Source organism: Natrinema sp. LJW11 (assembly GCF_056135975.1).
This window is the reverse complement of sequence record NZ_JBWBDM010000003.1, coordinates 461,288-484,268: the sequence shown is the minus strand read 5'-3', so window position 1 is coordinate 484,268 and position 22,981 is coordinate 461,288. Positions and strand designations below refer to the sequence as shown.

Genomic DNA, 22,981 nt, shown 5'->3' with positions numbered 1-22,981 from the left:
CTCTTTGTCCGTCGAGCGGGTCGCAGTTACTCTCTGTCCGTCGAGTGAGTCGCAGTCACTCTTCGTCCGTCTATCGGCCGCTGGTCACTCGTCGTCCGTCGACCGCTCGTCGTCCGCCTCGAGCGGTGCCCGCGGCCGCTCCTTTCTCGGATGTTTCGACTCCCCGAATCCGCCGCTCAAGACCCGCGCAAGCGTCTCTTCGACGGACTCGTCGGTTTCGGTGACGCGGTCGGGGTCTGCCTCGACCGTGAACCCCGAAGAGATGTTCGGCGCCGTCGGGATGAAGAGGACGATCCGTCCGTCGCTCGTGGTGTGTCCGGTCTTGAACGCCGGCATCTGGGTGCCGTCCCAGCTCTCGACGCTGACCGATTCCTGGAGCGCCTGTTCCTCGCCGAACGTGGTCTCGGCAGCGACCTTCGACGCGTTGTAGAGGACGCGAAGTCCCGGAACGCGGTTCACGACGCCGTCGACGCTCCGCGAGAACAGGTCGCCGACCCTCGTTCGGGTGAACGAGCCGATGACGATCGCTATCAGGACGAACACCCCGAGCGGAACGACGGCGCGGAGAAGATAGACCGTGAACTCGCGCGCGGGCTCGTGACCGATCAGGCCGCCTACCAGTTCGCTATCGAAGACGAACACTGGCACGACCCCCGCGATGATCGCGTAAACCCGATAGACGACGTACAGCGTGACGAGTATCGGACCGATGACGATCAGCCCGCTCGCGAAGACACGCTTCCACGACCTCATGTTCGTAGCGTGTGACTGCTGGGACATGATAGCTTCCATTCGTCGGCATCGTCTCGTTCAGCACCTCCGCAGCTGGCGTTCGGCCATTCGGCGCTCGATTCGTGACGCGCCAGGCGGTCAGATAACTGCCAGCGTCGACGACGAACTCCGTTTCGGCGAGATCGCATCTCTCACCTGAACAGTACCTTTTTCAGGTCGTTTGATCGGAACAAATATGCTCTCGAGGTCGGAACGCGTTCAGCATGCAGCGTCGATCTATTCTCGCGTCTCTTGGAGTCGGTGTGGCCGCTGGTAGCGCCGGTTGCGTCGAATCCCTCGGCGATGCAATTGACAGTTCAAGTAGGATCGGCTGGATGGGCGTAAGTAACTACGATACTGTGCCTCACCGATTCGAGGTACAGGTGGAACGCGATGGTTCCACTGTTCACGAGTCCTCACACAAGATTCGAGGCAGAGAAGACGACACGCTTTCTGGAGAGGCGTTAGAGTGTACGTGGGGTGACGCGGAGGGAACGTACAGTATCCGTTCAAGAATCGACGAAAGTGAGTGGGTCGAACGATCCGTTGATGATGCGATAGACGGTACTGTCGACTGTGTCACAGTGAGGGTGAGTTACGGAGATCTCGGGGATGCGCTGGACGTGTTCATCAGAGAGAACTGTGACGACGTTCCGACGTACGATGGAGGGTGTGCATTCGCAAACGAATGAGCGAGCGTGGATCGCGACGGCCGGCCCGTGGGCTACGGCCAGAGCCCGCGCGTCTCCTTCGCCTCTGCGATCCGTGACAGCGCCACCACGTAGGCGGCGTCGCGCCACGTCAGTCCCTCGGCGTCGACCTCGGCGCGGACGTCGTTCCAGGCGTCGAGCATGTGCTCCTCGAGTTCCTCGTTGACCCGCTCGAGCGTCCACTGGCGGCGGTTGATGTCTTGCAGCCACTCGAAGTAGCTCACCGTCACGCCGCCCGCGTTCGCCAGGATGTCCGGAATCACCGGCACGTCTCGCTCCTCGAGGATGGTGTCGGCGGCGAACGTGGTCGGGCCGTTCGCTCCTTCGACGACGATATCGGCCGCGATCGCGTCGGCGTTGTCCGCGGTGATGACGTTGCCGACGGCCGCCGGAATCAGGACGTCAGCGTCCAGTTCGAGTAGTTCGGCGTTCGAGAGCCGACGGACGCCGTCACCGTCCTCGAGGTCGTTCGCGAAGCTGGTGACCGCTTCCGGCTCCTCGTCGTGGGAGGGGATCGCATCGACGTCGATCCCGTCGGGATCGTAGACCGCGCCGTTGACGTCCGAGACGGCGACGATCGTTGCGCCCCACTCCTCGAGCAGGCGGGCGGCGTTCGCACCGACGCTGCCGAACCCTTGGACGGCGACCGTGGTCTCCGAGGCCTCCCGGCCGTAGTACTGGATGGCCTCGCGGGCGGCGATGGCGGTCGAGCGGCCGGGGGCCTCCTCGCGGCCGTAGGAGCCGCCGATGACCGGCGGCTTGCCGGTGACGACGCCGGGGATGGTCTCGCCCTGTTGCATCGAGTAGGCGTCCATGAACCAGGCCATCGTCTGGGCGTCGGTGCCCATGTCGGGCGCGGGAACGTCCTTCGTCGGCCCGACGGCGTCGCGCAGTTCCTCGGCGAACCGGCGGGTGAGCCGTTCCGTCTCGTCCGCAGTGAGCGACTTTGGATCGACGGCGATGCCGCCCTTCCCGCCGCCGAAGGGTAGGTCCATCACCGCGCACTTCCAGGTCATCCACATCGAGAGGCCCGTACACTCCTCCGCGCTGACCTCGGGGTGGTAGCGCAGGCCGCCCTTGTAGGGCCCGCGAACGTCGTCGTGCTGGGCCCGATAGCCGGTGAAGACCTCGACGTCGCCGTCCTCGCGCTCGAGGGGGACCGAGACCTGCTGGACCCGCGTCGGGTGTTTCAGCCGTTCGACGACGCCGGGGTCGACGTCGACGTGGGTCGCCGCGCGCTCTAACTGCCGGCGGGCGGTGATCAGCGCCGAGTCGAGGTCGTCGTCCGATACCGTCTCGTCCGCGGATGGTGTCGTGCTCATAGGTATCTGTTTGCGGTGATGGGAAGTCGTGGTAGCCGGCGGCGTCAGGTCGTGAACAGCCGTCGCGGGAAGTCCGCCAGCGTCTCCGCGCCGTCGCTGGTAACGTGGAACGTCTCGCTGATCTCCATGCCGATCTCGTCGGTCCAGATCCCCGGGATCATGTGGAACGTCATGTCTTCCTCGAGGATAGTCTCGTCGCCCGGCCGGATGCTCGCGGTGTGCTCGCCCCAGTCCGGCGGATAGCCCAGCCCCATCGAGTAACCGATGCGATCCTCCTTCTCGAGGCCGTACTGCGCGATGGTCTCGCGCCACGCTTTCTCGACCGACTCGCAGGTGACGCCGGGTTCGGCGGCGTCGAGCGCGGCCTCGAGTCCCTCGACGACGATGTCGGCGGTCTCCTGGAGTTCGTCGGGCGGATCGCCGACGAACGTCGTCCGGGCCAGCGGCGAGTGATACCGGTGGCGACAGCCCGAGAGTTCGATGATGACCGGATCGCCGTCCTCGAACTCGCGGTCGGTCCAGGTCAGGTGGGGCGTCCCGGTGTGGTCGCCCGACGGCATCAGCGGGACGATCGAGGGGTAGTCGCCGCCGTACTCCTCGGTCCCGGTGATTAGCTGTTCGTAGATCGCGGCCGCGGCCTCGTACTCCGGCACGCCCTCCTCGATGACGTCCAGCCCCGCCTGCATCGCGTTCTCCGAGATCCGGGCGGCCTCGCGCATGTACTCGAGTTCCCGCTCGGACTTCTTGATCCGCACCCAGCCGACCAGCAGCGTCGCGTCCTCGAATTCGGCTTCGGGGAGATTTTGCTGGAGGCGGGTGTAGGACTTCGCGGTGAAGTAAGCGGCGTCCATCTCGAGGCCGATCCGGCCGTCCGCGACCTCGAGCTCCTCGAGGACGCCGGCGACGTAGTCCATCGGGTGGAGGTCGTGAGGGGAGTGGACGTGGTCGTCGCTGTACGCGCGGATACTGTCGTCGCCGAGGTGGGTCGTCGCCCGCGCGCCGCCGCCGTCCATGTCGCGGCCGATCCAGACGGGTTCGTCGCGGTCGGGGGTAACCACGACGGCCTGGTGGACGTAGAACGACCAGCCGTCGTACCCCGTCAGGTAGTTCATGTTCGCCGGATCGGCGACGACGATCGCGTCGAGGTCCTCCTCGCGCAACCGCTCTTTGGTCCGAGCGACCCGGCGCTCGTACTCGGCCTCGTCGAAGATATGCTCTCGTGGCATGATAACAGGGCGTCTACGAGGAGCATCGATCAGGAGTGCTAAAAGTTTTTCGTGTACATAGAATACAGATACTGTTTACAACTGTGGCCGCGCCGTCGAGAGCGACGGACGGCGACTCGAGAGCGGCTGAGAAGCAGCCGGTTCGCACACGGTCACTCCGCTCCCGGCGAACCACCGCCCGTTAAGACACGTCGGTTCGTCCCGGCGGATATGGCAATCCTCGAGACTATCGCGATCGCGTTCTGGGCGATGTTGCCCGCCTACGTCCCCAACAACGCCGCGGTGCTGGCCGGCGGCGGCCGGCCGATAGACGGCGGCCGAACGTGGGGCGACAAGCGCGTACTGGGCGACGGGAAGACCTGGCGCGGGACGGCCATGGGAATCGCCGCGGGCCTCGCGCTCGCGGCCGTGCTCACCCTCGTCGAGCCGGCCGTCAGCGACGCGCTCGGCTTCGCGCTCCCCGAATTCACGCCGCTCGCGGCGCTCGGCCTCGCCGGCGGCGCGATGCTCGGCGACATCCTCGCGTCGTTTCTCAAGCGCCGAAGCGGCCGCCAGCGCGGCGCGATGTTCCCCGGTCTCGACCAGTTGGACTTCGTCGTCGTCTCCCTCCCGCTGGTCGCCCTGTTCGATTTCGAGTGGTTCCGCGAGTGGTTTTCGCTCGAGGTCATCCTCGTCGTCGTCGTGCTCACGCCGATTCTCCACGTGACGACGAACATGATCGCGTACGAGCTCGGGCTGAAAAACGAGCCGTGGTAGCCGACCTCGAAACTCAGCTGGGGACGTACATTTAACCCACTGTACTAGTTATGCTATTGTACGATGGGCGGTGTGTATGGGTCTGAGTAGCCCCTCACGATTCCGATTGATCGAAGTGGGGCTCGCGTTACTGGTCTGTCTCGTTGCGGGAGCGTTTCTCTCTGACTTCGTCCAACTATACCCTGCATGGCCCGCTATAGCGGGGGTCCCCGTCGATCCCGAACTTCTCGCCCCGGGACTGCTCGGTATCGTCGCGCTCGTCGGAGCCATTCGGGATGGGATTACCGTCGGTTCGATCGCAGTCGGTATCCTGAGCAGCATCACGGTCGGTATCGCTGCGATGAGCCTTCACTCGCTGTACACAAACACTAATACGGGAGGACTGTTCGGTGGTAGTCTTCTCGTACTTTTCGTCGGAATTCCGCTCGCTATCGCAGTCCTCGTACAGAATGTTGCCCGTCAGATGGTGTAACGGCATCTCGTATCGGGTTCGGAATCGGTTCGACGGCGCGTGACGCCGCCGTAACGCTTACTCGAGCGCCGCGTCCATGTCCGCAACTGCGGCGGCGTGGGCCTCGTGGGCCCGATCCAGATCGATCGGATCCGAGATCATGCTGAAGAAGCCGTGGATCATGTCGTCGTAGTTGTGGTACTCGACGGGGACGCCGGCGTCCGCGAGTCGGTCGGCGTAGTTCGCACCGATGTCACGCAGTGGGTCGAAGCCGGCGGTGATGATCGTCGCGGGCGGCAGCCCCGAGAGGTCGTTCGCTCGCAGCGGCAGCGCGTAGATGTTTCCGAGGTCGATATCGGTCTCGTAGAGGTGGCCGCGGAACCACTCCATATCGTCTTCCGTGAGGAAGTACCCCTCCTTGTTCTCCTCGTAGGCTTCGGTCACGGTCGCGTCGCCGACGCTGGGGTAGAGCAACAGCTGATACCCGATCTCGGGGCCGCCCCGATCTCGAGCGAGCAGCGACAGTCCCGCCGCGAGGCCGCCGCCGGCGCTGTCGCCACCGACGACGATTTTCTCCGGATCCGCGTTCAGTTCGTCGGCTTCCGCGCCCGCCCACTCGAGGGCGGCGTAACAGTCCTGTAACCCCTCGGGGAAGGGGTGGTCCGGCGCGAGCCCGTAGTCGACGCTGACGACGGGGTAGCCGGTGTCGTCGGCCAGCTTCCGACAGACGCCGTCGTGGGTATCGATGCTGCCGACGACCCACCCACCCCCGTGGAAGTACAGGAGTAGCGGCCGGTCCTCGCCCTCGGTCCCGGGGTCGTAGCTCCGCACCGCGAGGTCGCCGTGTGGCCCGTCGATGGTGTGGTCCTCGACGGACGCGAGTTCGATGTCGGGCTCCTCGACGGCGCGCATCTCCTCGAACATCCGTCGAGCCTCCTCGGGCGTGATCTCGCTGAACTCCGGGGTGTCGAGGGACTCGTAGAGCTCGAGAAACGCCTGCATGTCCGGATGCGGCTCGTCCGCACTGGATGGTGTCATCAGGGAACACACGCGCTGGCAGCTATAAAAATGTATACGTACTGGCACTCTCCGCACGGTCGCCCGGCGTCCCGTTCCACACCGCTTATTTCGGTTCGGCGCGCTCTCTCGAGCAATGACGAACCAGGAGCTCATCGACGCCCTGCGCGCGGCCGAGGCCGTCCGATTCGGCGAGTTCGAACTCTCCCACGGCGGCACCAGCGAGTACTACGTCGACAAGTACCTCTTCGAGACCGACCCTGACTGCCTCGAGCTGACCGTCGAGGCCTTCGCGGACCGAGTGTCGGCCGACGACAAACTCGGCGGCGTCGCGCTGGGCGGGGTGCCCCTCGCCGCCGCGACGAGCGTCGCGGCCGGCGTTCCCTACGTCATCGCGCGCAAACAGCGCAAGGAGTACGGCACCGGCAACCTGATCGAGGGGCGACTGGCCGAGGGCGAGGAGGTCGTCATCGTCGAGGACATCGTGACCACGGGGACGAGCGTCGTCGAGGCCGTCGAGGCGCTCCGCGAGGCGGGCGCGACCGTCGAGCGCGCGCTGGTCGTCGTCGACCGCGAGGAGGGCGGCCGCGAGAACATCGCGGACGCCGGGGTCGAGATGGAATCGCTGGTGACCGCGAGCGAGTTACTCGCAGATCGCGACTGACCGACCGGCGTCCCGGCAGCGAGCGGAACGGCAATTCACTGTCCGTAGGATTCGAACTTCTCGAGCACCGTCTCTAACTGCGCGTCCGACAGCGTCTCGGGCTCGAGTCCGGCCGCGCGGGTTTGCAGGTACAGCTGCGCGAGGCTCTCGACGTGGTGGGTGTTCTCGAGGGCGGTTTCGACGTCCGACGCGGTGACGACGAGGCCGTGGTTCTCGACGAACGTCGCCGTCGCGTCGGCCTCGTCCATCGCGCGGACGATATGTTCGGCCAGTTCGTCGGTGCCGTACGGCGCGTACTCGGCGACCGGGACGCGCTTCCCGACCGCGACGATCATGTAGTGAATCGGCGGCAGCGGCTCGTGTGCGACGGCCATCGCGGTCGACCACGGCGAGTGGGTGTGGACGATCGCGCCGACGTCCTCGCGCCGGTAGATCGCGGCGTGCATCGGGACCTCACTGCTCGGGGCCATCTCGCCGTCGCGGCGGTCGCCGTCGACGCCGACGACCGGGACGTCATCGACGTCGAAACTGTCGTAGGGGACTCCGGTAGGCGTGACCGCGAAGGCGTCGCCGCTGACACCGTCGCGGACGCTCAGGTTCCCCGTCCGGCCGGGCGTCAGCGCGGCGAGTTCCGGCGCGTGCTCGACCACCGCTCGTCGCTGGGACTCGAGAATCACAGTACCACCTCCGTTAGCGCCCCGAACGAATCTATCCTGTGGTCCGGTCGGCGATTCCCCTCGAGCGCCTCGCCGTCGTGATCGCCGTCGGGGTCGAACAGCACCGTCTCCAGCCCGACGGCGTTCCCGCCCACGACGTCCGCCTCGACGTCGTCGCCCACCATCACCGCCTCCGACGGCCGCCGGTCGAGTCGCGACAGGGGCAGCGTGAACATGACCGACCCCGGCTTCTCCCGGCCGGTTTCTTCGGAGGTGAGAAGCAGGTCGATATGGGACTCGAGTCCCAGCGCGGCGAGTTTCTCGAGTTGGACGCGCGTCGTGAGATTCGTGACGATGGCGACATCGATCCCGTTTTCGCGCAGCGTCTCGAGGGTCCGCTCGACCCCGGGATAGAGCGCCATTTCGTCGATGTACGCCTCCCAGTAGGCCTCGCCGAGCGCGATCGCGTCCGCCGGTTTCGGACGACCGACGCGGCGCTCGAGGGCGCGTTTGAAATAGAGGAAGCGCTCGTGGGAGGCGGCCGTCCCGGGGAGTTCGCGCTTCGTCGCGCGGCGCCCCGCCTGGTAGAACGCCTCGAACGACTCGCGGTCGAAGTCGTAACCGAGGTCCCGTGCAGTCGCTCGAGCGGCGTCCTTTCCCGCCTCGTTACACGGCGAGTAGGGATAGAACGTGTCGTCGAAGTCGAAGAGAACGGCGTTGACGCTCATACCGGCCTATCGACGGGACGCGAAAAACGAGTACCGGTCGCACTCGCCCGTCGAGCGGACGCGACGATCGACCAGTTCCGACTGGCTCGGCCCCATCATAATACTTTTATCCCGCTCGAGAGTAGCCGTAGCCACGATGGTAGGTGTCCGCTTTACAGGGGCGTTTGCCCGTTTCTAATTCCCACCTACCGCGTATTGCGTCGGCCACGGCCGACCAGTGTGCGGGACGCGGCGCGGACACGCCACCGGGATTTTCACCACACCCACAGTCATGTCAGAATCAGATTCACAGCGGCAGATAGCGGTCGTACTACCCGACGGATCGGAACTCGAGGTCGCCGAAGACGCCACGGTCGAGGACTGCGCCTACGAGATCGGCCCCGGACTCGGCAGCGACACGATCGCCGGCAAACTCGACGGCGAACTCGTCGCCAAGGAGCAGCCGGTCTACGACGGCGCGGAACTCGAGATCGTCACGGACCAGTCCGAGGAGTACCTCCAAGTCATGCGCCACTCCGCCTCGCACTGTCTCGCCCAGGCCGTCGAGCGCCTGCACGACGAGGACGAGGTCAAACTCGCGATCGGCCCGCCGACGGACGAGGGCTTCTACTACGATTTCGACAACCTCGACATCGACGAGGAAGACCTCGCCGCCCTCGAGGACGAGATGGCGGAGATCATCGAGGAGGACTACGAGATCGAGCGCGAGGTCGTCTCGATCGAGGAGGCCGAGGAGCGACTGGCCGACGAGCCCTACAAGCTCGAACTGCTCGCTGAGTTCGCCGAGGAGGGAGACACCGTCACGTTCTACACGCAGGGCGAGTGGGAGGACCTCTGTGCCGGCCCGCACGTCGAGTCGACGGGCGAAATCGGCGCGGTCGAACTGCTCGAGATCGCGGGTGCCTACTGGCGCGGCGACGAGGCGAACACGATGCAGACGCGCATCTACGGCACCGCCTTCGAGGACGAGGGGGATCTCGAAGACTTCCTCGAGCGCAAGCAAGAAGCCGAGAAGCGCGACCACCGCCGGATCGGCAACGAGATGGACCTCTTCTCGATTCAGGACGTGACCGGCCCCGGCCTCCCGCTCTATCACCCCGCCGGGAAGACCGTGCTCACGGAACTCGAGGGATTCGTCGAGGAACTCAACGAAGACGCGGGCTACGACTACGTCGAAACGCCCCACGTCTTCAAGACGGACCTCTGGCACCGGTCGGGCCACTACGAGAACTATCAGGACGACATGTTCATCTTCGACGTCGGCGACGACGAGTTCGGCCTGAAGCCGATGAACTGTCCCGGCCACGCCGCCATCTTCCAGGATCACTCCTGGAGCTACCGCGACCTGCCGATCCGCTACGCGGAAAACGGGAAGGTGTATCGCAAGGAACAGCGCGGCGAACTGTCGGGCCTCTCGCGGGTCTGGGCCTTCACCATCGACGACGGCCACCTGTTCGTCCGCCCCGAACAGATCAAGTCGGAAGTCGAGCAGATCATGGACATGATCACGGACGTGTTGAACACGTTCGACCTCGAGTACGAGATGGCGCTGGCCACGCGCCCCGAGAAGTCGGTCGGGAGCGACGAGATCTGGTCTCGTGCGGAGGAGCAACTCGAGAGCGTCCTCGACTCTCACGGCCACGAGTACGAGGTCGAGGAGGGCGACGGCGCGTTCTACGGGCCGAAGATCGATTTCGCGTTCGAGGACGCCATCGGCCGCTCGTGGGACGGCCCGACGGTCCAGTTGGACTTCAACATGCCCGAGCGCTTCGATCTGAACTACGTCGGCGAGGACAACGAGGAACACCGTCCCGTCATGATCCACCGCGCGCTCTACGGCAGCTACGAGCGGTTCTTCATGATGCTCATCGAGCACTACGAGGGTCGGTTCCCGCTCTGGCTCGCTCCGGAACAGGTCCGCGTGCTGCCGATTTCCGACGACAACCTCGGCTACGCACACCGCGTCGCAAACGAGTTCGACGACTTCCGCGTCGAGGTCGACGGGCGCGACTCCACCCTCGAGCGGAAGATCCGTGCGGCCCACGACGACCGCGTCCCCTACCAGATCATCGTCGGCGACAACGAGGAAGACGACGGCAACATCTCGGTGCGGGATCGCTTCGAGGACCAGGAGTACGACGTCGAGATCGACGAGTTCCGGAGCCATCTCGAGGACGAAATCGAGGAACAGCGGACCGAACCGGACTTCCTACAGTAGCGGCCTCGCTTCGACGGTCTCGCTCTTTTCCGCCGCCGTCGCGCCCCGTCGATACCGTCCGCTCGAGCCGAGTGCCGCTCGAGCCACATTCGTGCTGATTTCACGAGTAGAACACGATCGTAATATCCATACTTGTGGAATGATGCATATCCGTATGAACAGAGCCGAGAAGGCAGCCCTCCAGTTGCGGGCCGTCGACGTGTTGCGGATGTTGAAGGAGACGAGAACGTACGACGAACTCGCCGAGACGACGGGGCTGCCTGCGGGCGATCTCAACCGATACGTCAACGGGCACGTCCTTCCGGGTACCGATCGCGCGCGCGAGGTCGTCGACGAGCTCGGCCGAGCGGCGTTAGCCGAGGAACTCGACGAGCGCATCCGCGTCGACGACGAGGGGTACGTGGACAATTCGGCGACCGTCTTCGATCAGCCCTTCCTCGACCTGGCCGCCCCGGTCGTGGCCAACGGCTTCGACTTCGAGCGACCGGACGTCGTCCTCACCGCCGCGACCGACGGAATCACGCTCGCGGCCGCGCTCGCGAGCTACTACGGCGTCCGGTGTGCCTACGCGAAGAAGCAAAAGGAGACCGCCGTCGAGGAGTTCATCGAGGCCCGCCAGCGACTCCAGTCCGGAATCGAACTCACCTACTACCTGCCCGCCTCCGCGATCGATCCGGGCGAGTCGGTACTGGTCGTCGACGACCTCATTCGCTCGGGTGAGACCCAGGAACTCCTGTTGGACATCGCCCAGACCGCCGAGGCCGAGGTCGCCGGCGTCTTCGCGCTCATCGCGGCCGGCCAGGACGGGATCCGACGCGCCCGCGAACGCACCGACGCCCCGATCGGCTCGCTCGTCAGCGTCTGAGACGGACTGCCGTCCGTCGTGTTCGGCCCGGTCGTCGGACGGCCGCAAGCCGGATGGTCGCAATCGGACGGCTGCGGTTGCGCCGGAAACCCGATACGGCAATCCGTTCGATCGAGTGCCCGACTGACTCGAGTTTCGATCCCCGACGTGACGATCGGACGGCGATCGCCATCGAGATCGAACGGACGATTCGTCGAGCGATTCGTTCGCCAACGGCTGCCGAGTAATCGCCCGAGGGGAACCGTGCGAACGGTTAGCACATTATTAATCATTAGGTTTATAGTGGTGCCGCCAGTTAGTGGAGGTACGCACATGACGAAGACAGTCATCCTCGGCGTGATCGGGTCCGACGCACACGTCGTCGGGATTACCATCCTGGAACAGGCGCTGGAGGCAGCCGGATTCGATGTCGTCAATCTGGGCGTGCAAAGCTCCCAGGAGGAGTTCGTCGAAGCCGCGTCCGCCAACGACGCCGAGGCTGTACTCGTCTCATCGCTCTACGGCCACGCCAAACAGGATTGCGAGGGGTTCCACCAGCGAATCGCCGAATCCGATATCGACGTTACGACCTACATCGGCGGCAACCTCGCCGTCGGACAGGACGACTTCGACGAGACGCGGTCGTTCTTCCGAAAGATGGGCTTCGATCGGGTTTTCGACTCCGAAACCGACCCCGAGGAGGCCATCGAGGCCCTGAAGGCCGATCTCGACATGCGCTCGACCGAATCCGAACAGGAAGGCCAGACCGTCTCGGTCTAATCGGCACTATCTCTCGTCGTTTCGTTTCACGTCTCACCGCTCGACCGGTAGTCGCTGTACTCGCTACGCCGAGTCATCGCTATCGACTCTGCAACACGGACTCCGACAGCGACGAACGATTACCGAACGATCGTCACCGGCACCGGCGACCGGCGGGCGACCGTCTCCGCGACGCTGCCGAGGAGGATTCGACTCGCGCCCGTCCGGCCGTGGCTCCCGACGACGATGTGGTCGATGTCGTTCTCGGCGGCGTAATCGACGATCGATCGTGAGACGCTCCCGAGGACGTGCTCCGTCTCGAGGTCGACGCCGTGTTCGGCCGCCTGTTCGCGCGCCGTCTCGAGGATGCTCTCGGCTCGCTCCTCGTGGTGGCCCTGTACTTCGTCGTAGTTCGCCATCGCGGTCCCTTCGATGCCGCTGACCGCGTAGAAGTCGCCCGGATCGAGGACGTAGAGCGCGGTGATCGTCGCCTCCGGATACTCCGTGCAGGCGAACTCGAGCGCCTCAGTCGACTGCTTCGAGTCGTCGACCGCCACGAGAACGTGTCGTGCCATACGCGACCGTACACGTGCCGGCGGAATAAGTCCACCTCTGGACCTGACGAGTTGGGAACCGGAGACCCCTACGGAGCGAGTACCCGTTCGATCGCCGCCCGAATCCGATCGGGGCCCGGCCGGTACGCGTCCTCGCGGGCCGGAAGCGGAACCGGCACGTCGTAGCCCGTCACCCGTTCGATGGGTGCCTCGAGCGACCAGACGGCCTCGTCCGAAATGCGGGCCGCGATCTCGCCGGCGAATCCGCCGGTCCGCGGAGCCTCGTGGACGACGACGCAGCGACCGGTCTTGCGGACGGACTCGAGGACCGTTTCGGTGTCCATCGGGCTGATCGTCCGCAGGTCGATCACCTCGATGTCGGCCTCGAGATCCGCGACCGCGTCCTCGACCTCCCCGACCATCGCGCCCCACGCGACAACCGTCGCGTCAGTCCCCTCCTCGACCACGCGCGCTTCACCGAGCGGGACGACGGTTTCGTCGGGGACCGGTCGCCGTGCCGCTCGGTACAGCGGCATGGGTTCGAAGAAGAGAACCGGGTCGGGACTGCGAATCGCCGAGCGCAGCAGTCCGGCCGCGTCCCGTGCGGTCGAGGGGATCGCGACTTTCAGCCCCGGGATGTGAGCGTACCCCGCTTCGTAGCTCTCGGAGTGGTGCTCGAGGGCCGAGACGCCGAGGCCGTACGGCGCGCGGACGACCATCGGACAGGTGATTTTCCCGCGCGAGCGGCCGCGAATTCGCGAGAGGTGCTGTTGGATCTGGGCGAACGCCTGGAAGCTGAACCCGGCGAACTGGATCTCGGCGACCGGCCGGTAGCCCGCCGCTGCGAGGCCGACGCCGAGGCCGACGATGCCCGCCTCGGCGACCGGTGCGTCGTGAACTCGTCCGGGGAAGGCGTCGAGCAGCCCCTGCGTCGCCCGAAAGACGCCGCCGTCGACGCCGACGTCCTGGCCGTAGACGAGCACGTCATCGTCGCGCTCGAGTTCGGCGCGGAGCGTCTCCCGGATGGCTTCGACCATGTTCAGTCGCTCGGCGTCCTCGCGGTCCGCGTCGGAGAAGCCGTCGGCATCGTCAGCCCCGTCCGAATCCCCACTTCCCACGTCCGCGGCCGAAGCCCCGCCGTCGCTGCGCTGCCCTTCCGCCGCTGGTGCGACCGTATACCCCTCGTCCGCGACGAACGCCTCGCGCTGGCGCTCGAGATACGGTGGTCGCTCCGCGTACGCGTAATCGAACATGTCCGCCGCCTCGGCGGTCGCTTCCGTCTCCCGGGCCGCTTCGAGTGATTCCTCGAGATCGGTTTCGATCCCGCCTTCGATCGAGTCGATCGTCTCGTCGTCGAGCAGTCCCAGTTCCCGAAGGTAGCGTTCGAACCGCAGGATCGGATCCAGCGGTTCCCACTCCGCTTCCTCCTCGGCCGTCCGGTAGACGGAGGGATCGTCCGCCGTCGTGTGCATCTCCCGTCGGTACGTGGTCGCCTCGATCAGCGTCGGCACGCCGCGTCGAGCGCGCTCGATCGCTTCGTTCGTCACCGCGTAGACGCCCAGAATATCGTTGCCGTCGACCTGAATCGGTTCGATCCCCGCGGCGACGGCCTTCTGGGCGAGGGTCGCGGCCCGCGTCTGTTTCGACAGCGGCGTCGAGATCGCGTACTGGTTGTTCTGACAGAAGAAGACGGTCTGGGCCTCGTAGACGCCGGCCAGATTCATCGCCTCGTAGACCTCGCCCTCGCTGGTCGCACCGTCCCCGAAGTAGGTGAGCGCGACCGACTCGGTGTCGTTCATCGACTCCGCCCACCCGATCCCGGCGGCGTGGAGCGGCTGGGTCCCCACGGCGATCGACGGCGGCATCATCGGTACGTCCTCGGGTGGCACCCCGCCTTCCTCGAGTCCCATCGCGTATTCGATGATCTCCTGCGCCGATCCGCCGCGGGCCAGCGCCGACGGCTGTTCGCGGAACGCGGGCACCGTCCAGTCGGTCTCGTCGAGCGCCGCGGTGCTTCCGACCTGAGCGGCCTCCTGCCCCGTGGCGGGCGCGAACGTCCCCAGCTCACCCCGTCGCTGGAGGGCGATCACCCGCCGGTCGAGTCGCCGCGATCGCTTCATCGTCCGGTACCACTCGAGCAGGCGCTCGTCGTCGATTTCGGGCTCGAGGGACTCGTCGACCCGCCCCTCCTGATCGAGCACCTGGACGCGATCGATCGAGAACGCAGCGACCTGAGAGCGTGGCATATCGCCGGTACGACGGTTGGCTACTTAGTGCCCGTCTCGGCCATCGCGTGGCCGGCGCTCGGCGCTGCCGTGGGCGTCGTCGGATCGGCGACTGTGCGGTCGGGACGGTCGCTCTCGAGTGGAATTGCGGAAAAATCGGCGTGAAATCGGCTGCGGTGACTGCCCGCGTTACTTCGCGCGGCCCTGACCGCCGGTGTTGGACGGTCGGACCTTCTCGGCACCTTTGCCGCGGTTGTTGAGGCCGCGGTTGGCCTTGCCGGCGTTGGTGAGTCCGCGGAACGCGCGGTTCGTGTGGTCGTCGTCGCAGATCCAGTTGAGATCGTCGTCGTTCTCGATCGCGGGGTGGTTCGGATCCACGAGGATCATCTCGAACCACTTCTGCGAGCCGTCTTCCCCGACCCAGTAGCTGTTGAGCACGCGCAGGTTGGGGTACTTCCGGGAGACGCGCTCCTCGCCGATGCGCTGGATGTTCTTGCGCCGCCCGATGCGGTTGACACCCTGGCGCTTCGAGCGACGACCGGCCTTGTGTCGCTGTTTCCGGGCGGTCCCTTTGCGGACCGAGACCCGGGTCACGATGATGCCCTGTTTGGCCTTGTAGCCGAGTTCGCGCGCCTTGTCGAGTCGCGTCGGCCGATCGATTCGCTCGATCGCGCCCTGCTTGCGCCACTCCTGTTTGCGCTGCCACTGCAGCTCCCCGAGCTTGCCGTCGTCGGGGTCTTTCCATGCGTCCTTGATGTGGGAATAGAAGCTCTTTGCCATTGTATTCACCCGCGGGCGTTGCGTGGTTCAATCCCGACCGGGGCCGAGCCCCGCGGATCACATCCCGACCTGTGACGTGACGTCGTGCAGGTGCCCGCTGATGCCCGCGCGAACCAGCGAGTCTACCGAACCTACCCAACTCTCGAGTATAAGGGCTTCGAACTCCGATGCGGAACGTGTTCCAGCGAGACGGATGAACGCCCGCCTATCGCGTCGACCGGGTCACCGCACCGGGACGCGCTCGCGCACGCCGCCGGGCGTAATTCCGTTGACCGTCGCGAAGACGGCTCCCAGAACTAGCCCGTAAACGAGGTGGCCGAAGCCGAACACGAGCGCGCTGAAGAGCTCGGCCGTGGCTCCCGAGACGGGAAGGAACGGCAGCGGCAATGCCGCGACCTCGGCTCGCTCCATTGCCAACGGGAACACGACGCCGCCGGCGAAGAGCCCGATGACCGCACCGAAGACGAGCCCCATGATGATGTAATCGCCGAACGAGGTGAGCAGTTGCTGAACGAACGACCTCGAGGCGACGGCGGCGAACAACAGCCCGAACGCGACGCTGATCATCAGGTGAATCGTCCAGCCGACACCGATCGCCGTACTGGGCTCCGTCGCGAGTCCGCCCAGCAGTTCGATCTGGTTCCCGCCGAGGTGGAGGACCAGCCCCATAGCGATCCCGGCGACCAGTCCGCTCGTGATGCCACCTCCCCACACGCCGATGCCGTCGAGAGGCTGTTTGTCATCCTCACTCATGGGTGGTAATACGGACGCGTGCGTGTTCAATTCTCCCATCAACCGCTTTCCGAGAAAATAGTTCTCACGCGAAATATAACGGCCGTTGATAGACCCACTGTTATAACAGTCACAATATTTTTAAATTGGTTCGTGAATGGTCGTTTCGGGTTATGAAATGGAACAACTATTAGTAATGTCTATTGGTGGAAATGGCAGACTTCGCACGGTTCCGGCTTCGACGGCGTCTCGAGCAGTAGCCGAGACGAACCACAGCCGTCCAACCCGCCATTCGCCGCGGCGCGTAGGCGCCACACTGGCTCAACGAGGACGGGGACGAACCCGCCGGTTCGCGGTGACGACGGATGACTGACGACGATCCCACGACCCGTCCGACTCGTCGAACGGTCCTCGAGGCGTTCGGGACCGGCGCCGCCGGTACCGTCGCGTTCTCCGGATCCGCCGCGGCGCTCGACGACGGTCTCGTCAGTGACACCCTCGAGGGGCTGGTACCCGTCGTCGACACGCTCGTCGACGACGACCTCGACCTCGAGAGCGACGTCCTGCAGGAGGTGCTGATCGTCTTCGAGTCGACCGCGGACCTCGTCCGACTCGAGGCGCTCGACGTCGAGGTCGCGATCGGCTTCGACGTCCTCCCGATCGGCTACGCCGAACTACCGGGATCGCTCATCGAGACCGTCGCCGGCTGGGACGCGGTGCGGTACGTCTCCGCGAACTACGACCTCGAGTATCACAACGACGGAGCCCGGGAAGGCACGAACGCCGACGCCGTCCAGGCCGGTGAGGGACTCGAGACGGCGTATTCCGGTGAGAACGTTCACGTCGCTCTCATCGACTCGGGGATCGACGGCTCCCACCCCGATCTGCGGGCGAACGTCGCGGCGAACTACCAGTACGTGGGGATTCCCGTCGTCCAGGACGAACCCCTCTGGTGGCAGGATGTCGGCGGCGTCGATACCGACGCGAACGGTCACGGAACCCACTGTGCGGGGAGCGTCGGCGGGACCGGTGACCGGAGTAACGGCGAGTACGCCGGGATGGTCCCGGACGCCGATCTGACGATGTACGCGACGGGGCTGGGGCTGTCGATCGTGTTCATCGTCGCCGCGTACGACGATCTGCTCCGCCGCCAGCGCGAGGGCGAGCACGACGTTCAGGTCGTCTCGAACTCGTACGGACCGGCACAGGACGACCGTTCGTTCGTCCCCGACGATCCGATAAACGTCGCGACGTGGCACGCCCACGAGGCTGGGCTCCTCCCGGTCTTCTCGGCGGGCAACGACGGCCCCGAATCGGGGACGCTGAACCAGTACGCGACGGCCCCGCACGTCCTGGGCGTCGCGGCCACCGACGACGAGGATGCCGTTGCGGACTTCTCCTCGCGCGGTCGTCCGCAGAACGGTTCGGCCGATGCGGCCAACTACGACCGCAGCGCGGCCTACGAAAATCTCACCGCGTTCCACGAAGGCACCCCCGAGGACGAGATCGACGGACCGCTGGGCGTCTACCGTAACGGCGTCGCCGCCAAAGGCGAAGACGTGATGAGCACGCTCGGTCCGCTCGACGCGTTGAACGTCACCGCACCCGACGACGCGCTCTACTACGGCCCGATGTCCGGGACCAGCATGTCCTGTCCCGTCACCGCCGGCTGCGCCGCACTGGTCTACGACGCCGCTATCCAGCGACGAACCGACGATGACGCGCCCGGCCCGATGGACGTGCTCGTGACGCTCGAGGCGACCGCCGACGAACGACGGCTCGAGTCCTACACCGCGGAATCAGCCGGTTCAGGGTACGTCGACGTTCACGCGGCCGTCGAACGCGCCGAAGCGGGCGACTTCGCCACGTTCGACGAAATCGAGATTGCCCCGAGCAGCGACGAGCAGTAACGGACACGACTCGGCGGCGCGGGCGAACACACACTGTGACGCCGGTTCGCGTCACCAGTTCGCTCCCGTGGCATCCGTCTTTTATTTGGCAGTCAAATACTACTGAAAAATTTATAATTTAGATACGCTGTATACGTCGTTCAGGGATCTATAAACATCTGTTTTCCAGATAAATGTAATGATTACTATATATCCTTCGACCGCGTACTACACCTATGGTCTTTCACATCATCGATGCGATGACTGACGGATTTTCCCGCACCACCGAACGGAACGGACTCGTCTTCGTCGCCGTATTCGCCGTCCTCGCACTGTTGAACGCGCTCGTCGCCCCGGTGGAAACCGGGACTGCCATCGGCGTAACGCCGACCACGGGACTCGTCGGGTTCCTCACCGGACTCCTCTCGCTCGTGATCGGCCTCGTAACGATCGCCGCCGCCATCGTCGCACTCCGGACGTTCGCGTCCGACGAAACCGAGACGATCCCCCGCGAGTTCCGCCGCCGGAAGATCGCTATCGCCACGCTCAACGCCTTCGTCGGGACGATCGTCTTCGTCTCGCTCGTCGCCGTCGGCAGCGTCTTCTTGCTCGTCCCGGGGCTGTTCTTGCTCGTCAGCCTCTACTACTGGAGCGCGTTCGTCGCGATCGAGGATCAGAACTTCGTCCGGGCGTTCCGGAGCAGCTGGGCGCTGACCCGGGGAAGTCGCCTCCGCCTGTTCGGTCTCGGCCTCGCCGTCGTCGTCCTCGGCCTCGCCGTCAACGCGACCGTGGCGATTCCGACGCTCCTGCTCGGCGGTGCCGCTGGACTCGTCCTCACGCAAGTCGTCGCTGCGGTCGTCACGGTGTACACTATCGCGACAACCGCCCGCGCCTACGACCAGCTTCGCGGCCTCGAGCCCCCCGTCGAAGCGGATCCGCAGCCGGGGTCCGCCGGGATGGCCGCCTGAGTCACTCCTCGAGCGCCTCGGACGGCTGCTCCTCGAGCGGACCGGTATCACGCCCATGCGAATTTCATATAGCATTATATAATTCATCTCCCGGATCGGGCCCCTATTCAGCCCGGCCCTGCTGCGTGCACGCCCTCGAAAACGCCGCTCGAGGCTGTCTTCGGCGGCAGCTCGACGCGGGTGTGAAGAAAGAATCATCGTCCGTCGATCGGCCTCGGTTCCGGTCGGTTCCACGGTCTCCGATCGACGATTCCGGGCTGTGATACGCTACAAACGGGGCCGAAACGCATGGCTCCGGTATTCCGGAAGCGGACCCCCTCGAACCGGTACCCGTAACAGATTCGGGACTGTCAGACGAATTCGGCGACCGTCCCGAACGAGTCGTCCTCGATCGCTCGAGCGATGTCGTCGCCTGCGAGCTCGTCGGGGACGTGTTGGGGGTACTTGCGCCGGAAGTAGCCGACGATGTTCGTCAGGTCGCGCCGGAGGAACTCGTCGGCGTTCTCGTGATCCGTCGGGACGGCCTGGGGCCAGTCGAAGACCGTCACCCCCTCCTCGTCGACGAAGACGTTGTACTCGCTCATGTCCGCGTGGACGAACCCCTTCGCGTACGCGCGCGAGACTTCCGACAGCAGGAGGTCGAGGACTCCGAGTACCTGCTCGTCCTCGAGTCGGGTCTGGGAGAGTTCGACCCCGTCCATCTTCTCCATGACGATGGCGTGGCGGTTCTGCCCGATCGGCTGTGGCACCGCGACGTCGGGGTAGAGTTCCTCCAAGATGTCGTGTTCGCGCTCGGCGGCCTTTCGGGCGGTGTACATCCAGGAAACGTGGTCGTTCTCCGACGTGTAATCGCGCTCCTTGTGGACCTTTCGGAAGTTCGTATACCCCTCTCGGTGATACTTCAGCGCCAGCGGCTTGTAGGACTTGACCTCGTAGACGTCGCTCTCCTTGCCGACGCCAAGCGGCGAGCCGAACTCGGAAATGACGTCCTGTTCGACGAGCGCCCGCAGGGCCAGGGTATCGTAGCCCTCGAACTGGAGGGTGTAGCCCTCGTACTGGATCGTCTTCTTCTCGACCAATCCGCGCTCGAGACAGCGCCCGAGCCGATATTCGACTTCCTCTTCGCTCAGATCGGAGAACTTCGGGAGCTTCTCCCGCTGGACCCACTCGGAGAACCGCATCCCCTGTTCGACCCCCGAGAGGAGATAGAAATCCTCCGCCTCGAGTTCCGGAAGTAACCCGGCGACGTTGCGCACCATGCGGGTGGATAACCGCCGTGTACGTAAAAACGGCGTGACGAGCGCTCGTACTCGGGGCCGATCGGCGGCATCGGTGCTCGTCCCTGGGATCGATCGGTGGCATCGGCGTTCGTACCGCGGTCGGGAGCGTGGCGATCCTCGCTCGTGACGTAAACTGACTCGAGGTGCCCGTTCGAGAGAGTGCGAAACCGCGTTTTCGGCCCTATATGAATTCCATAGTGCTATACGAAATGCCGAGGGCGTCGGAATTACTTTCCACTTCGTCCGCGTGGAGTCGGACATGACGGCACTGTCCGATCGGGACTGGCGACTGATCCGGGACGAACCCCGCGACGGAGCGACGCAGATGGCCCTCGAGGAGATCGCCGCGCGGACGGCGCTCGAGGACGACGTTCGAACCGTCCGCACGTACTCGTGGGAGCCGAGTACGCTCTCGCTGGGGTACCGGCAGGACGCCGAGACGGTCGACTGGGAGTTCTGTGAGCGCGAGGGGATCGACGTTACCCGTCGACAGACCGGTGGCGGCGGGATCTATCACGACCGGTACGCCGATATTTCGTACACGATCGTGGCTCCCGCCGACGAGGTTCCGGGGAACCTGATGGAGTGCTACGAACTGTTCTGCGAGCCGGTCCTCGAGGCCTTCGATCGGATGGGCGTCGACGCGGCCTTCGCGTCGGCCGAACAGGACGCGATCTACCACCCCTCGTGCTATCTGCGGGACATCAACCCGGCACACGACATCGTCGCACCCGCGGCGGCGGGCGCGGAAGCGCGGAAGATCAGCGGCAACGCCCAGTACCGCCAGCGCGACGTCGTCATCCAGCATGGGTCGATCAGTTACGATCTCGAGCCTCGGAACCACGTCGGTGTCTTCGATACCGAACTCGAGGAGTCGACGTTTACCAATCGAGTGACCAGCATCCGCGACGAGGTGGGGATCGATCGCGACGAAGCGGTCGAGACGATCGCGGGGGCGCTCGGAGACTGGTGTGACGCCGCGGAGTCGGTCTGGGGAGACGATGAACTCGAGGCCGCTCGCGACCTCGCCGACCGAAAGTTCGGTTCTGATGCGTGGGTTCGGAATCGGGAGGTGCTCGAGGTGGACAACCAGTGACCGTCGGCGATCGACCGGCGTCTCGTAGACGGACTCGAACGATTGCTGCGGTGGCGCGTGCTGTCCTGCGATGAACGACCAGTGAATCGCAGGTAAAACACCGCGCGAGGGATGAGCGAGGGAATGAAAAGACCGAGCGAATCGGCTGGGGAGGGTGTGGAAATCCCTAGATGCCAGTATGAGAACCGGTGATCGATTTTGAACAGAGAGGTTGTATCATACCGGAGTAAATAGCTGTCACCTACTTCTGGCAACTAGGAATACCACGTCCTCCCCAGCCGATTCACTCACTACGTTCGCTCATCCCTCGCGCGGATTCGAGCGACGGTTCGCCGGTGGCGAACCGTAGCGCGGCACGCGCCACCGCACGTCTCTCGGCTGGTATGGAGACGCCGTCCGAACTCGAGGCGCTCCGTTATACCTATCACGGCCCGGTACTGACGGGAATCCATGACGATGAAGGTCGGCGCACACGTTTCGATCTCCGGTTCGCGCGTCTCGTCCGACGAGGAAACACCGCCGTACGACGACCTCCGCAACGCGGTCCACCGCCAGACCGCGTTCGGCGGCAACTGCGGGCAGGTGTTCACCACCTCGCCGCAGGTCTGGGCACAGCCCGAGATCAGCGACGAGGCGGCCGCTGGCTTCCGCGAAGCGAGCGACGATCGACTCGAGGGCCCGTGGGTCATCCACTCGGCGTACCTCGTCAATCTCTGCACGCCCAAAGACGACCTCCGCCGGAAGTCCACGGAGAGCATGCAGGCGGAACTCGACGCCGCCGAGCGACTCGGCATTCCGTACGTCAACGTCCACCTCGGCGCCCACACCGGCGCGGGCGTCGAGGGCGGACTGGACAACGCCGCGAGCGTCATCGACGACCTCGAGGTCCCAGACGACGTCCAGATTCTCATCGAGTCCGACGCGGGCAGCGGGACCAAGCTCGGCGGCGAGTTCGAGCACCTCGCGGGGATCATCGACCGCACCGAGACCGATATCGGCATCTGCATCGACACCGCCCACACGCTCGTCGCGGGCAACGACCTGACGACGCCCGAGGCCGTCGACGAGACCGTCGGCCGCTTCGACGACGTGGTCGGCCTCGAGCACCTCGAGTACATCCACCTCAACGACTCGAAACACGACGTGGGCACGCACAAGGACGAGCACGCCCACATCGGCGAGGGCTACATCGGCGAGGACGGCATGCGCGCGATCGTGAACCACCCGGCGCTGCGGGACCTGCCCTTTGCGCTCGAGACGCCGACGGAGGACGGCCGCGGCTTCGCGTGGAACATTCAGCGGGTCAAAGAGCTTCGCGACGACGAGTAGCCGAGA

22 protein-coding genes are annotated in these 22,981 nt (G+C 65.1%); 11 read left to right on the top strand and 11 right to left on the bottom strand.

Features of this window, described 5'->3' with window-relative positions; translation table 11 throughout:
- Window positions 1–84: 84 nt before the first annotated feature.
- Window positions 85–753, bottom strand: a complete 669-nt coding sequence (locus tag AC0QDI_RS11450; protein ID WP_474668205.1) for a DUF502 domain-containing protein — start codon at window positions 751–753, stop codon at window positions 85–87.
- A gap of 242 nt (window positions 754–995) precedes the next feature.
- On the opposite strand from AC0QDI_RS11450, the gene AC0QDI_RS11445 reads away from it, so the two are divergent.
- Window positions 996–1,463, top strand: coding sequence for a hypothetical protein (locus AC0QDI_RS11445; protein ID WP_474668203.1), 468 nt, complete (start codon window positions 996–998; stop codon window positions 1,461–1,463).
- A gap of 32 nt (window positions 1,464–1,495) precedes the next feature.
- Here AC0QDI_RS11445 and gdhB read toward each other — a convergent pair whose 3' ends face one another.
- Window positions 1,496–2,803: a glutamate dehydrogenase GdhB gene (gene gdhB, locus AC0QDI_RS11440; protein WP_474668201.1), complete on the bottom strand. Its 1,308-nt coding sequence runs from the start codon at window positions 2,801–2,803 to the stop codon at window positions 1,496–1,498.
- Between the two features lie 44 nt (window positions 2,804–2,847).
- Window positions 2,848–4,029 (bottom strand): M24 family metallopeptidase, encoded by a 1,182-nt coding sequence (locus AC0QDI_RS11435; RefSeq protein WP_474668199.1) that lies wholly within the window; start codon window positions 4,027–4,029, stop codon window positions 2,848–2,850.
- 210 nt (window positions 4,030–4,239) lie between these two features.
- On the opposite strand from AC0QDI_RS11435, the gene AC0QDI_RS11430 reads away from it, so the two are divergent.
- Window positions 4,240–4,785, top strand: a complete 546-nt coding sequence (locus tag AC0QDI_RS11430; RefSeq protein ID WP_474668197.1) for a CDP-2,3-bis-(O-geranylgeranyl)-sn-glycerol synthase — start codon at window positions 4,240–4,242, stop codon at window positions 4,783–4,785.
- A 76-nt stretch (window positions 4,786–4,861) separates the two neighbouring features.
- The gene (locus tag AC0QDI_RS11425; protein WP_474668195.1) at window positions 4,862–5,257 is read left to right on the top strand and encodes a hypothetical protein; all 396 of its coding nucleotides are present in this window, start codon (window positions 4,862–4,864) and stop codon (window positions 5,255–5,257) included.
- 57 nt (window positions 5,258–5,314) lie between these two features.
- Here the strand turns inward: AC0QDI_RS11425 and AC0QDI_RS11420 are convergent, their stop codons facing one another.
- Complete coding sequence (locus tag AC0QDI_RS11420; protein ID WP_474668193.1) at window positions 5,315–6,274, bottom strand: alpha/beta hydrolase; 960 nt, start codon at window positions 6,272–6,274, stop codon at window positions 5,315–5,317.
- 115 nt (window positions 6,275–6,389) lie between these two features.
- On the opposite strand from AC0QDI_RS11420, the gene pyrE reads away from it, so the two are divergent.
- Window positions 6,390–6,917: an orotate phosphoribosyltransferase gene (gene pyrE, locus AC0QDI_RS11415; RefSeq protein WP_474668191.1), complete on the top strand. Its 528-nt coding sequence runs from the start codon at window positions 6,390–6,392 to the stop codon at window positions 6,915–6,917.
- 35 nt (window positions 6,918–6,952) lie between these two features.
- Here pyrE and AC0QDI_RS11410 read toward each other — a convergent pair whose 3' ends face one another.
- On the bottom strand, window positions 6,953–7,594 hold the full coding sequence (locus AC0QDI_RS11410) for a class II aldolase/adducin family protein (RefSeq protein WP_474668189.1): 642 nt from the start codon (window positions 7,592–7,594) through the stop codon (window positions 6,953–6,955).
- Window positions 7,591–8,301: an HAD family hydrolase gene (locus tag AC0QDI_RS11405; RefSeq protein WP_474668187.1), complete on the bottom strand. Its 711-nt coding sequence runs from the start codon at window positions 8,299–8,301 to the stop codon at window positions 7,591–7,593. The genes AC0QDI_RS11410 and AC0QDI_RS11405 overlap by 4 nt, the downstream gene beginning before the upstream one ends.
- Window positions 8,302–8,572: 271 nt before the next feature.
- Here AC0QDI_RS11405 and thrS point away from each other — a divergent pair, with 271 nt between their 5' ends.
- The 3 genes from thrS (at window position 8,573) to glmS (ending at window position 12,143) form a co-directional block, all read left to right on the top strand.
- Window positions 8,573–10,519 carry a threonine--tRNA ligase gene (gene thrS / locus AC0QDI_RS11400; RefSeq protein WP_474668185.1) on the top strand — a complete coding sequence of 649 codons (1,947 nt, stop codon included), beginning with the start codon at window positions 8,573–8,575 and terminating at the stop codon, window positions 10,517–10,519.
- A gap of 154 nt (window positions 10,520–10,673) precedes the next feature.
- A complete protein-coding gene (locus AC0QDI_RS11395; RefSeq protein ID WP_474668183.1) occupies window positions 10,674–11,384 on the top strand; it encodes a phosphoribosyltransferase family protein in 711 nt (236 codons plus the stop codon).
- A gap of 312 nt (window positions 11,385–11,696) precedes the next feature.
- Window positions 11,697–12,143 carry a methylaspartate mutase subunit S gene (gene glmS / locus AC0QDI_RS11390; RefSeq protein ID WP_374062321.1) on the top strand — a complete coding sequence of 149 codons (447 nt, stop codon included), beginning with the start codon at window positions 11,697–11,699 and terminating at the stop codon, window positions 12,141–12,143.
- 119 nt (window positions 12,144–12,262) lie between these two features.
- Here the strand turns inward: glmS and AC0QDI_RS11385 are convergent, their stop codons facing one another.
- The 4 genes from AC0QDI_RS11385 to AC0QDI_RS11370 form a co-directional block, all read right to left on the bottom strand.
- Entirely contained in the window at window positions 12,263–12,697 is a 435-nt protein-coding gene (locus AC0QDI_RS11385; RefSeq protein WP_474668181.1) for a universal stress protein, read from the bottom strand.
- Window positions 12,698–12,765: 68 nt separating this feature from the next.
- Complete coding sequence (gene pdhA / locus AC0QDI_RS11380; RefSeq protein ID WP_474668179.1) at window positions 12,766–14,922, bottom strand: pyruvate dehydrogenase (acetyl-transferring) E1 component subunit alpha; 2,157 nt, start codon at window positions 14,920–14,922, stop codon at window positions 12,766–12,768.
- Between the two features lie 168 nt (window positions 14,923–15,090).
- Complete coding sequence (locus AC0QDI_RS11375) at window positions 15,091–15,681, bottom strand: 50S ribosomal protein L15e (protein ID WP_474668177.1); 591 nt, start codon at window positions 15,679–15,681, stop codon at window positions 15,091–15,093.
- 222 nt (window positions 15,682–15,903) lie between these two features.
- Window positions 15,904–16,434, bottom strand: a complete 531-nt coding sequence (locus AC0QDI_RS11370) for a hypothetical protein (protein WP_474668175.1) — start codon at window positions 16,432–16,434, stop codon at window positions 15,904–15,906.
- Between the two features lie 344 nt (window positions 16,435–16,778).
- Here AC0QDI_RS11370 and AC0QDI_RS11365 point away from each other — a divergent pair, with 344 nt between their 5' ends.
- Complete coding sequence (locus AC0QDI_RS11365) at window positions 16,779–18,323, top strand: S8 family serine peptidase (RefSeq protein WP_474668173.1); 1,545 nt, start codon at window positions 16,779–16,781, stop codon at window positions 18,321–18,323.
- A 215-nt stretch (window positions 18,324–18,538) separates the two neighbouring features.
- A complete protein-coding gene (locus tag AC0QDI_RS11360; RefSeq protein ID WP_474668171.1) occupies window positions 18,539–19,270 on the top strand; it encodes a DUF7847 domain-containing protein in 732 nt (243 codons plus the stop codon).
- 350 nt (window positions 19,271–19,620) lie between these two features.
- Here the strand turns inward: AC0QDI_RS11360 and AC0QDI_RS11355 are convergent, their stop codons facing one another.
- Complete coding sequence (locus AC0QDI_RS11355) at window positions 19,621–20,529, bottom strand: serine/threonine-protein kinase RIO2 (RefSeq protein ID WP_474668169.1); 909 nt, start codon at window positions 20,527–20,529, stop codon at window positions 19,621–19,623.
- A 280-nt stretch (window positions 20,530–20,809) separates the two neighbouring features.
- Here AC0QDI_RS11355 and AC0QDI_RS11350 point away from each other — a divergent pair, with 280 nt between their 5' ends.
- Both AC0QDI_RS11350 and AC0QDI_RS11345 read left to right on the top strand, forming a co-directional pair.
- Window positions 20,810–21,646, top strand: coding sequence for a lipoate--protein ligase family protein (locus tag AC0QDI_RS11350; protein WP_474668167.1), 837 nt, complete (start codon window positions 20,810–20,812; stop codon window positions 21,644–21,646).
- Between the two features lie 456 nt (window positions 21,647–22,102).
- Window positions 22,103–22,975, top strand: coding sequence for a deoxyribonuclease IV (locus AC0QDI_RS11345; RefSeq protein ID WP_474668357.1), 873 nt, complete (start codon window positions 22,103–22,105; stop codon window positions 22,973–22,975).
- The last annotated feature ends 6 nt before the right edge of the window (window positions 22,976–22,981 follow it).

Coding starts and splice junctions, on each gene's coding strand:
- AC0QDI_RS11450 (WP_474668205.1), bottom strand. CDS start 753: ATGAGGTCGTGGAAGCGTGTCTTCGCGAGCGGGCTGATCGTCATCGGT.
- AC0QDI_RS11445 (WP_474668203.1), top strand. CDS start 996: ATGCAGCGTCGATCTATTCTCGCGTCTCTTGGAGTCGGTGTGGCCGCT.
- gdhB (WP_474668201.1), bottom strand. CDS start 2,803: ATGAGCACGACACCATCCGCGGACGAGACGGTATCGGACGACGACCTC.
- AC0QDI_RS11435 (WP_474668199.1), bottom strand. CDS start 4,029: ATGCCACGAGAGCATATCTTCGACGAGGCCGAGTACGAGCGCCGGGTC.
- AC0QDI_RS11430 (WP_474668197.1), top strand. CDS start 4,240: ATGGCAATCCTCGAGACTATCGCGATCGCGTTCTGGGCGATGTTGCCC.
- AC0QDI_RS11425 (WP_474668195.1), top strand. CDS start 4,862: ATGGGTCTGAGTAGCCCCTCACGATTCCGATTGATCGAAGTGGGGCTC.
- AC0QDI_RS11420 (WP_474668193.1), bottom strand. CDS start 6,274: ATGACACCATCCAGTGCGGACGAGCCGCATCCGGACATGCAGGCGTTT.
- pyrE (WP_474668191.1), top strand. CDS start 6,390: ATGACGAACCAGGAGCTCATCGACGCCCTGCGCGCGGCCGAGGCCGTC.
- AC0QDI_RS11405 (WP_474668187.1), bottom strand. CDS start 8,301: ATGAGCGTCAACGCCGTTCTCTTCGACTTCGACGACACGTTCTATCCC.
- thrS (WP_474668185.1), top strand. CDS start 8,573: ATGTCAGAATCAGATTCACAGCGGCAGATAGCGGTCGTACTACCCGAC.
- AC0QDI_RS11395 (WP_474668183.1), top strand. CDS start 10,674: ATGAACAGAGCCGAGAAGGCAGCCCTCCAGTTGCGGGCCGTCGACGTG.
- glmS (WP_374062321.1), top strand. CDS start 11,697: ATGACGAAGACAGTCATCCTCGGCGTGATCGGGTCCGACGCACACGTC.
- AC0QDI_RS11385 (WP_474668181.1), bottom strand. CDS start 12,697: ATGGCACGACACGTTCTCGTGGCGGTCGACGACTCGAAGCAGTCGACT.
- pdhA (WP_474668179.1), bottom strand. CDS start 14,922: ATGCCACGCTCTCAGGTCGCTGCGTTCTCGATCGATCGCGTCCAGGTG.
- AC0QDI_RS11375 (WP_474668177.1), bottom strand. CDS start 15,681: ATGGCAAAGAGCTTCTATTCCCACATCAAGGACGCATGGAAAGACCCC.
- AC0QDI_RS11370 (WP_474668175.1), bottom strand. CDS start 16,434: ATGAGTGAGGATGACAAACAGCCTCTCGACGGCATCGGCGTGTGGGGA.
- AC0QDI_RS11365 (WP_474668173.1), top strand. CDS start 16,779: ATGACTGACGACGATCCCACGACCCGTCCGACTCGTCGAACGGTCCTC.
- AC0QDI_RS11360 (WP_474668171.1), top strand. CDS start 18,539: ATGGTCTTTCACATCATCGATGCGATGACTGACGGATTTTCCCGCACC.
- AC0QDI_RS11355 (WP_474668169.1), bottom strand. CDS start 20,529: ATGGTGCGCAACGTCGCCGGGTTACTTCCGGAACTCGAGGCGGAGGAT.
- AC0QDI_RS11350 (WP_474668167.1), top strand. CDS start 20,810: ATGACGGCACTGTCCGATCGGGACTGGCGACTGATCCGGGACGAACCC.
- AC0QDI_RS11345 (WP_474668357.1), top strand. CDS start 22,103: ATGAAGGTCGGCGCACACGTTTCGATCTCCGGTTCGCGCGTCTCGTCC.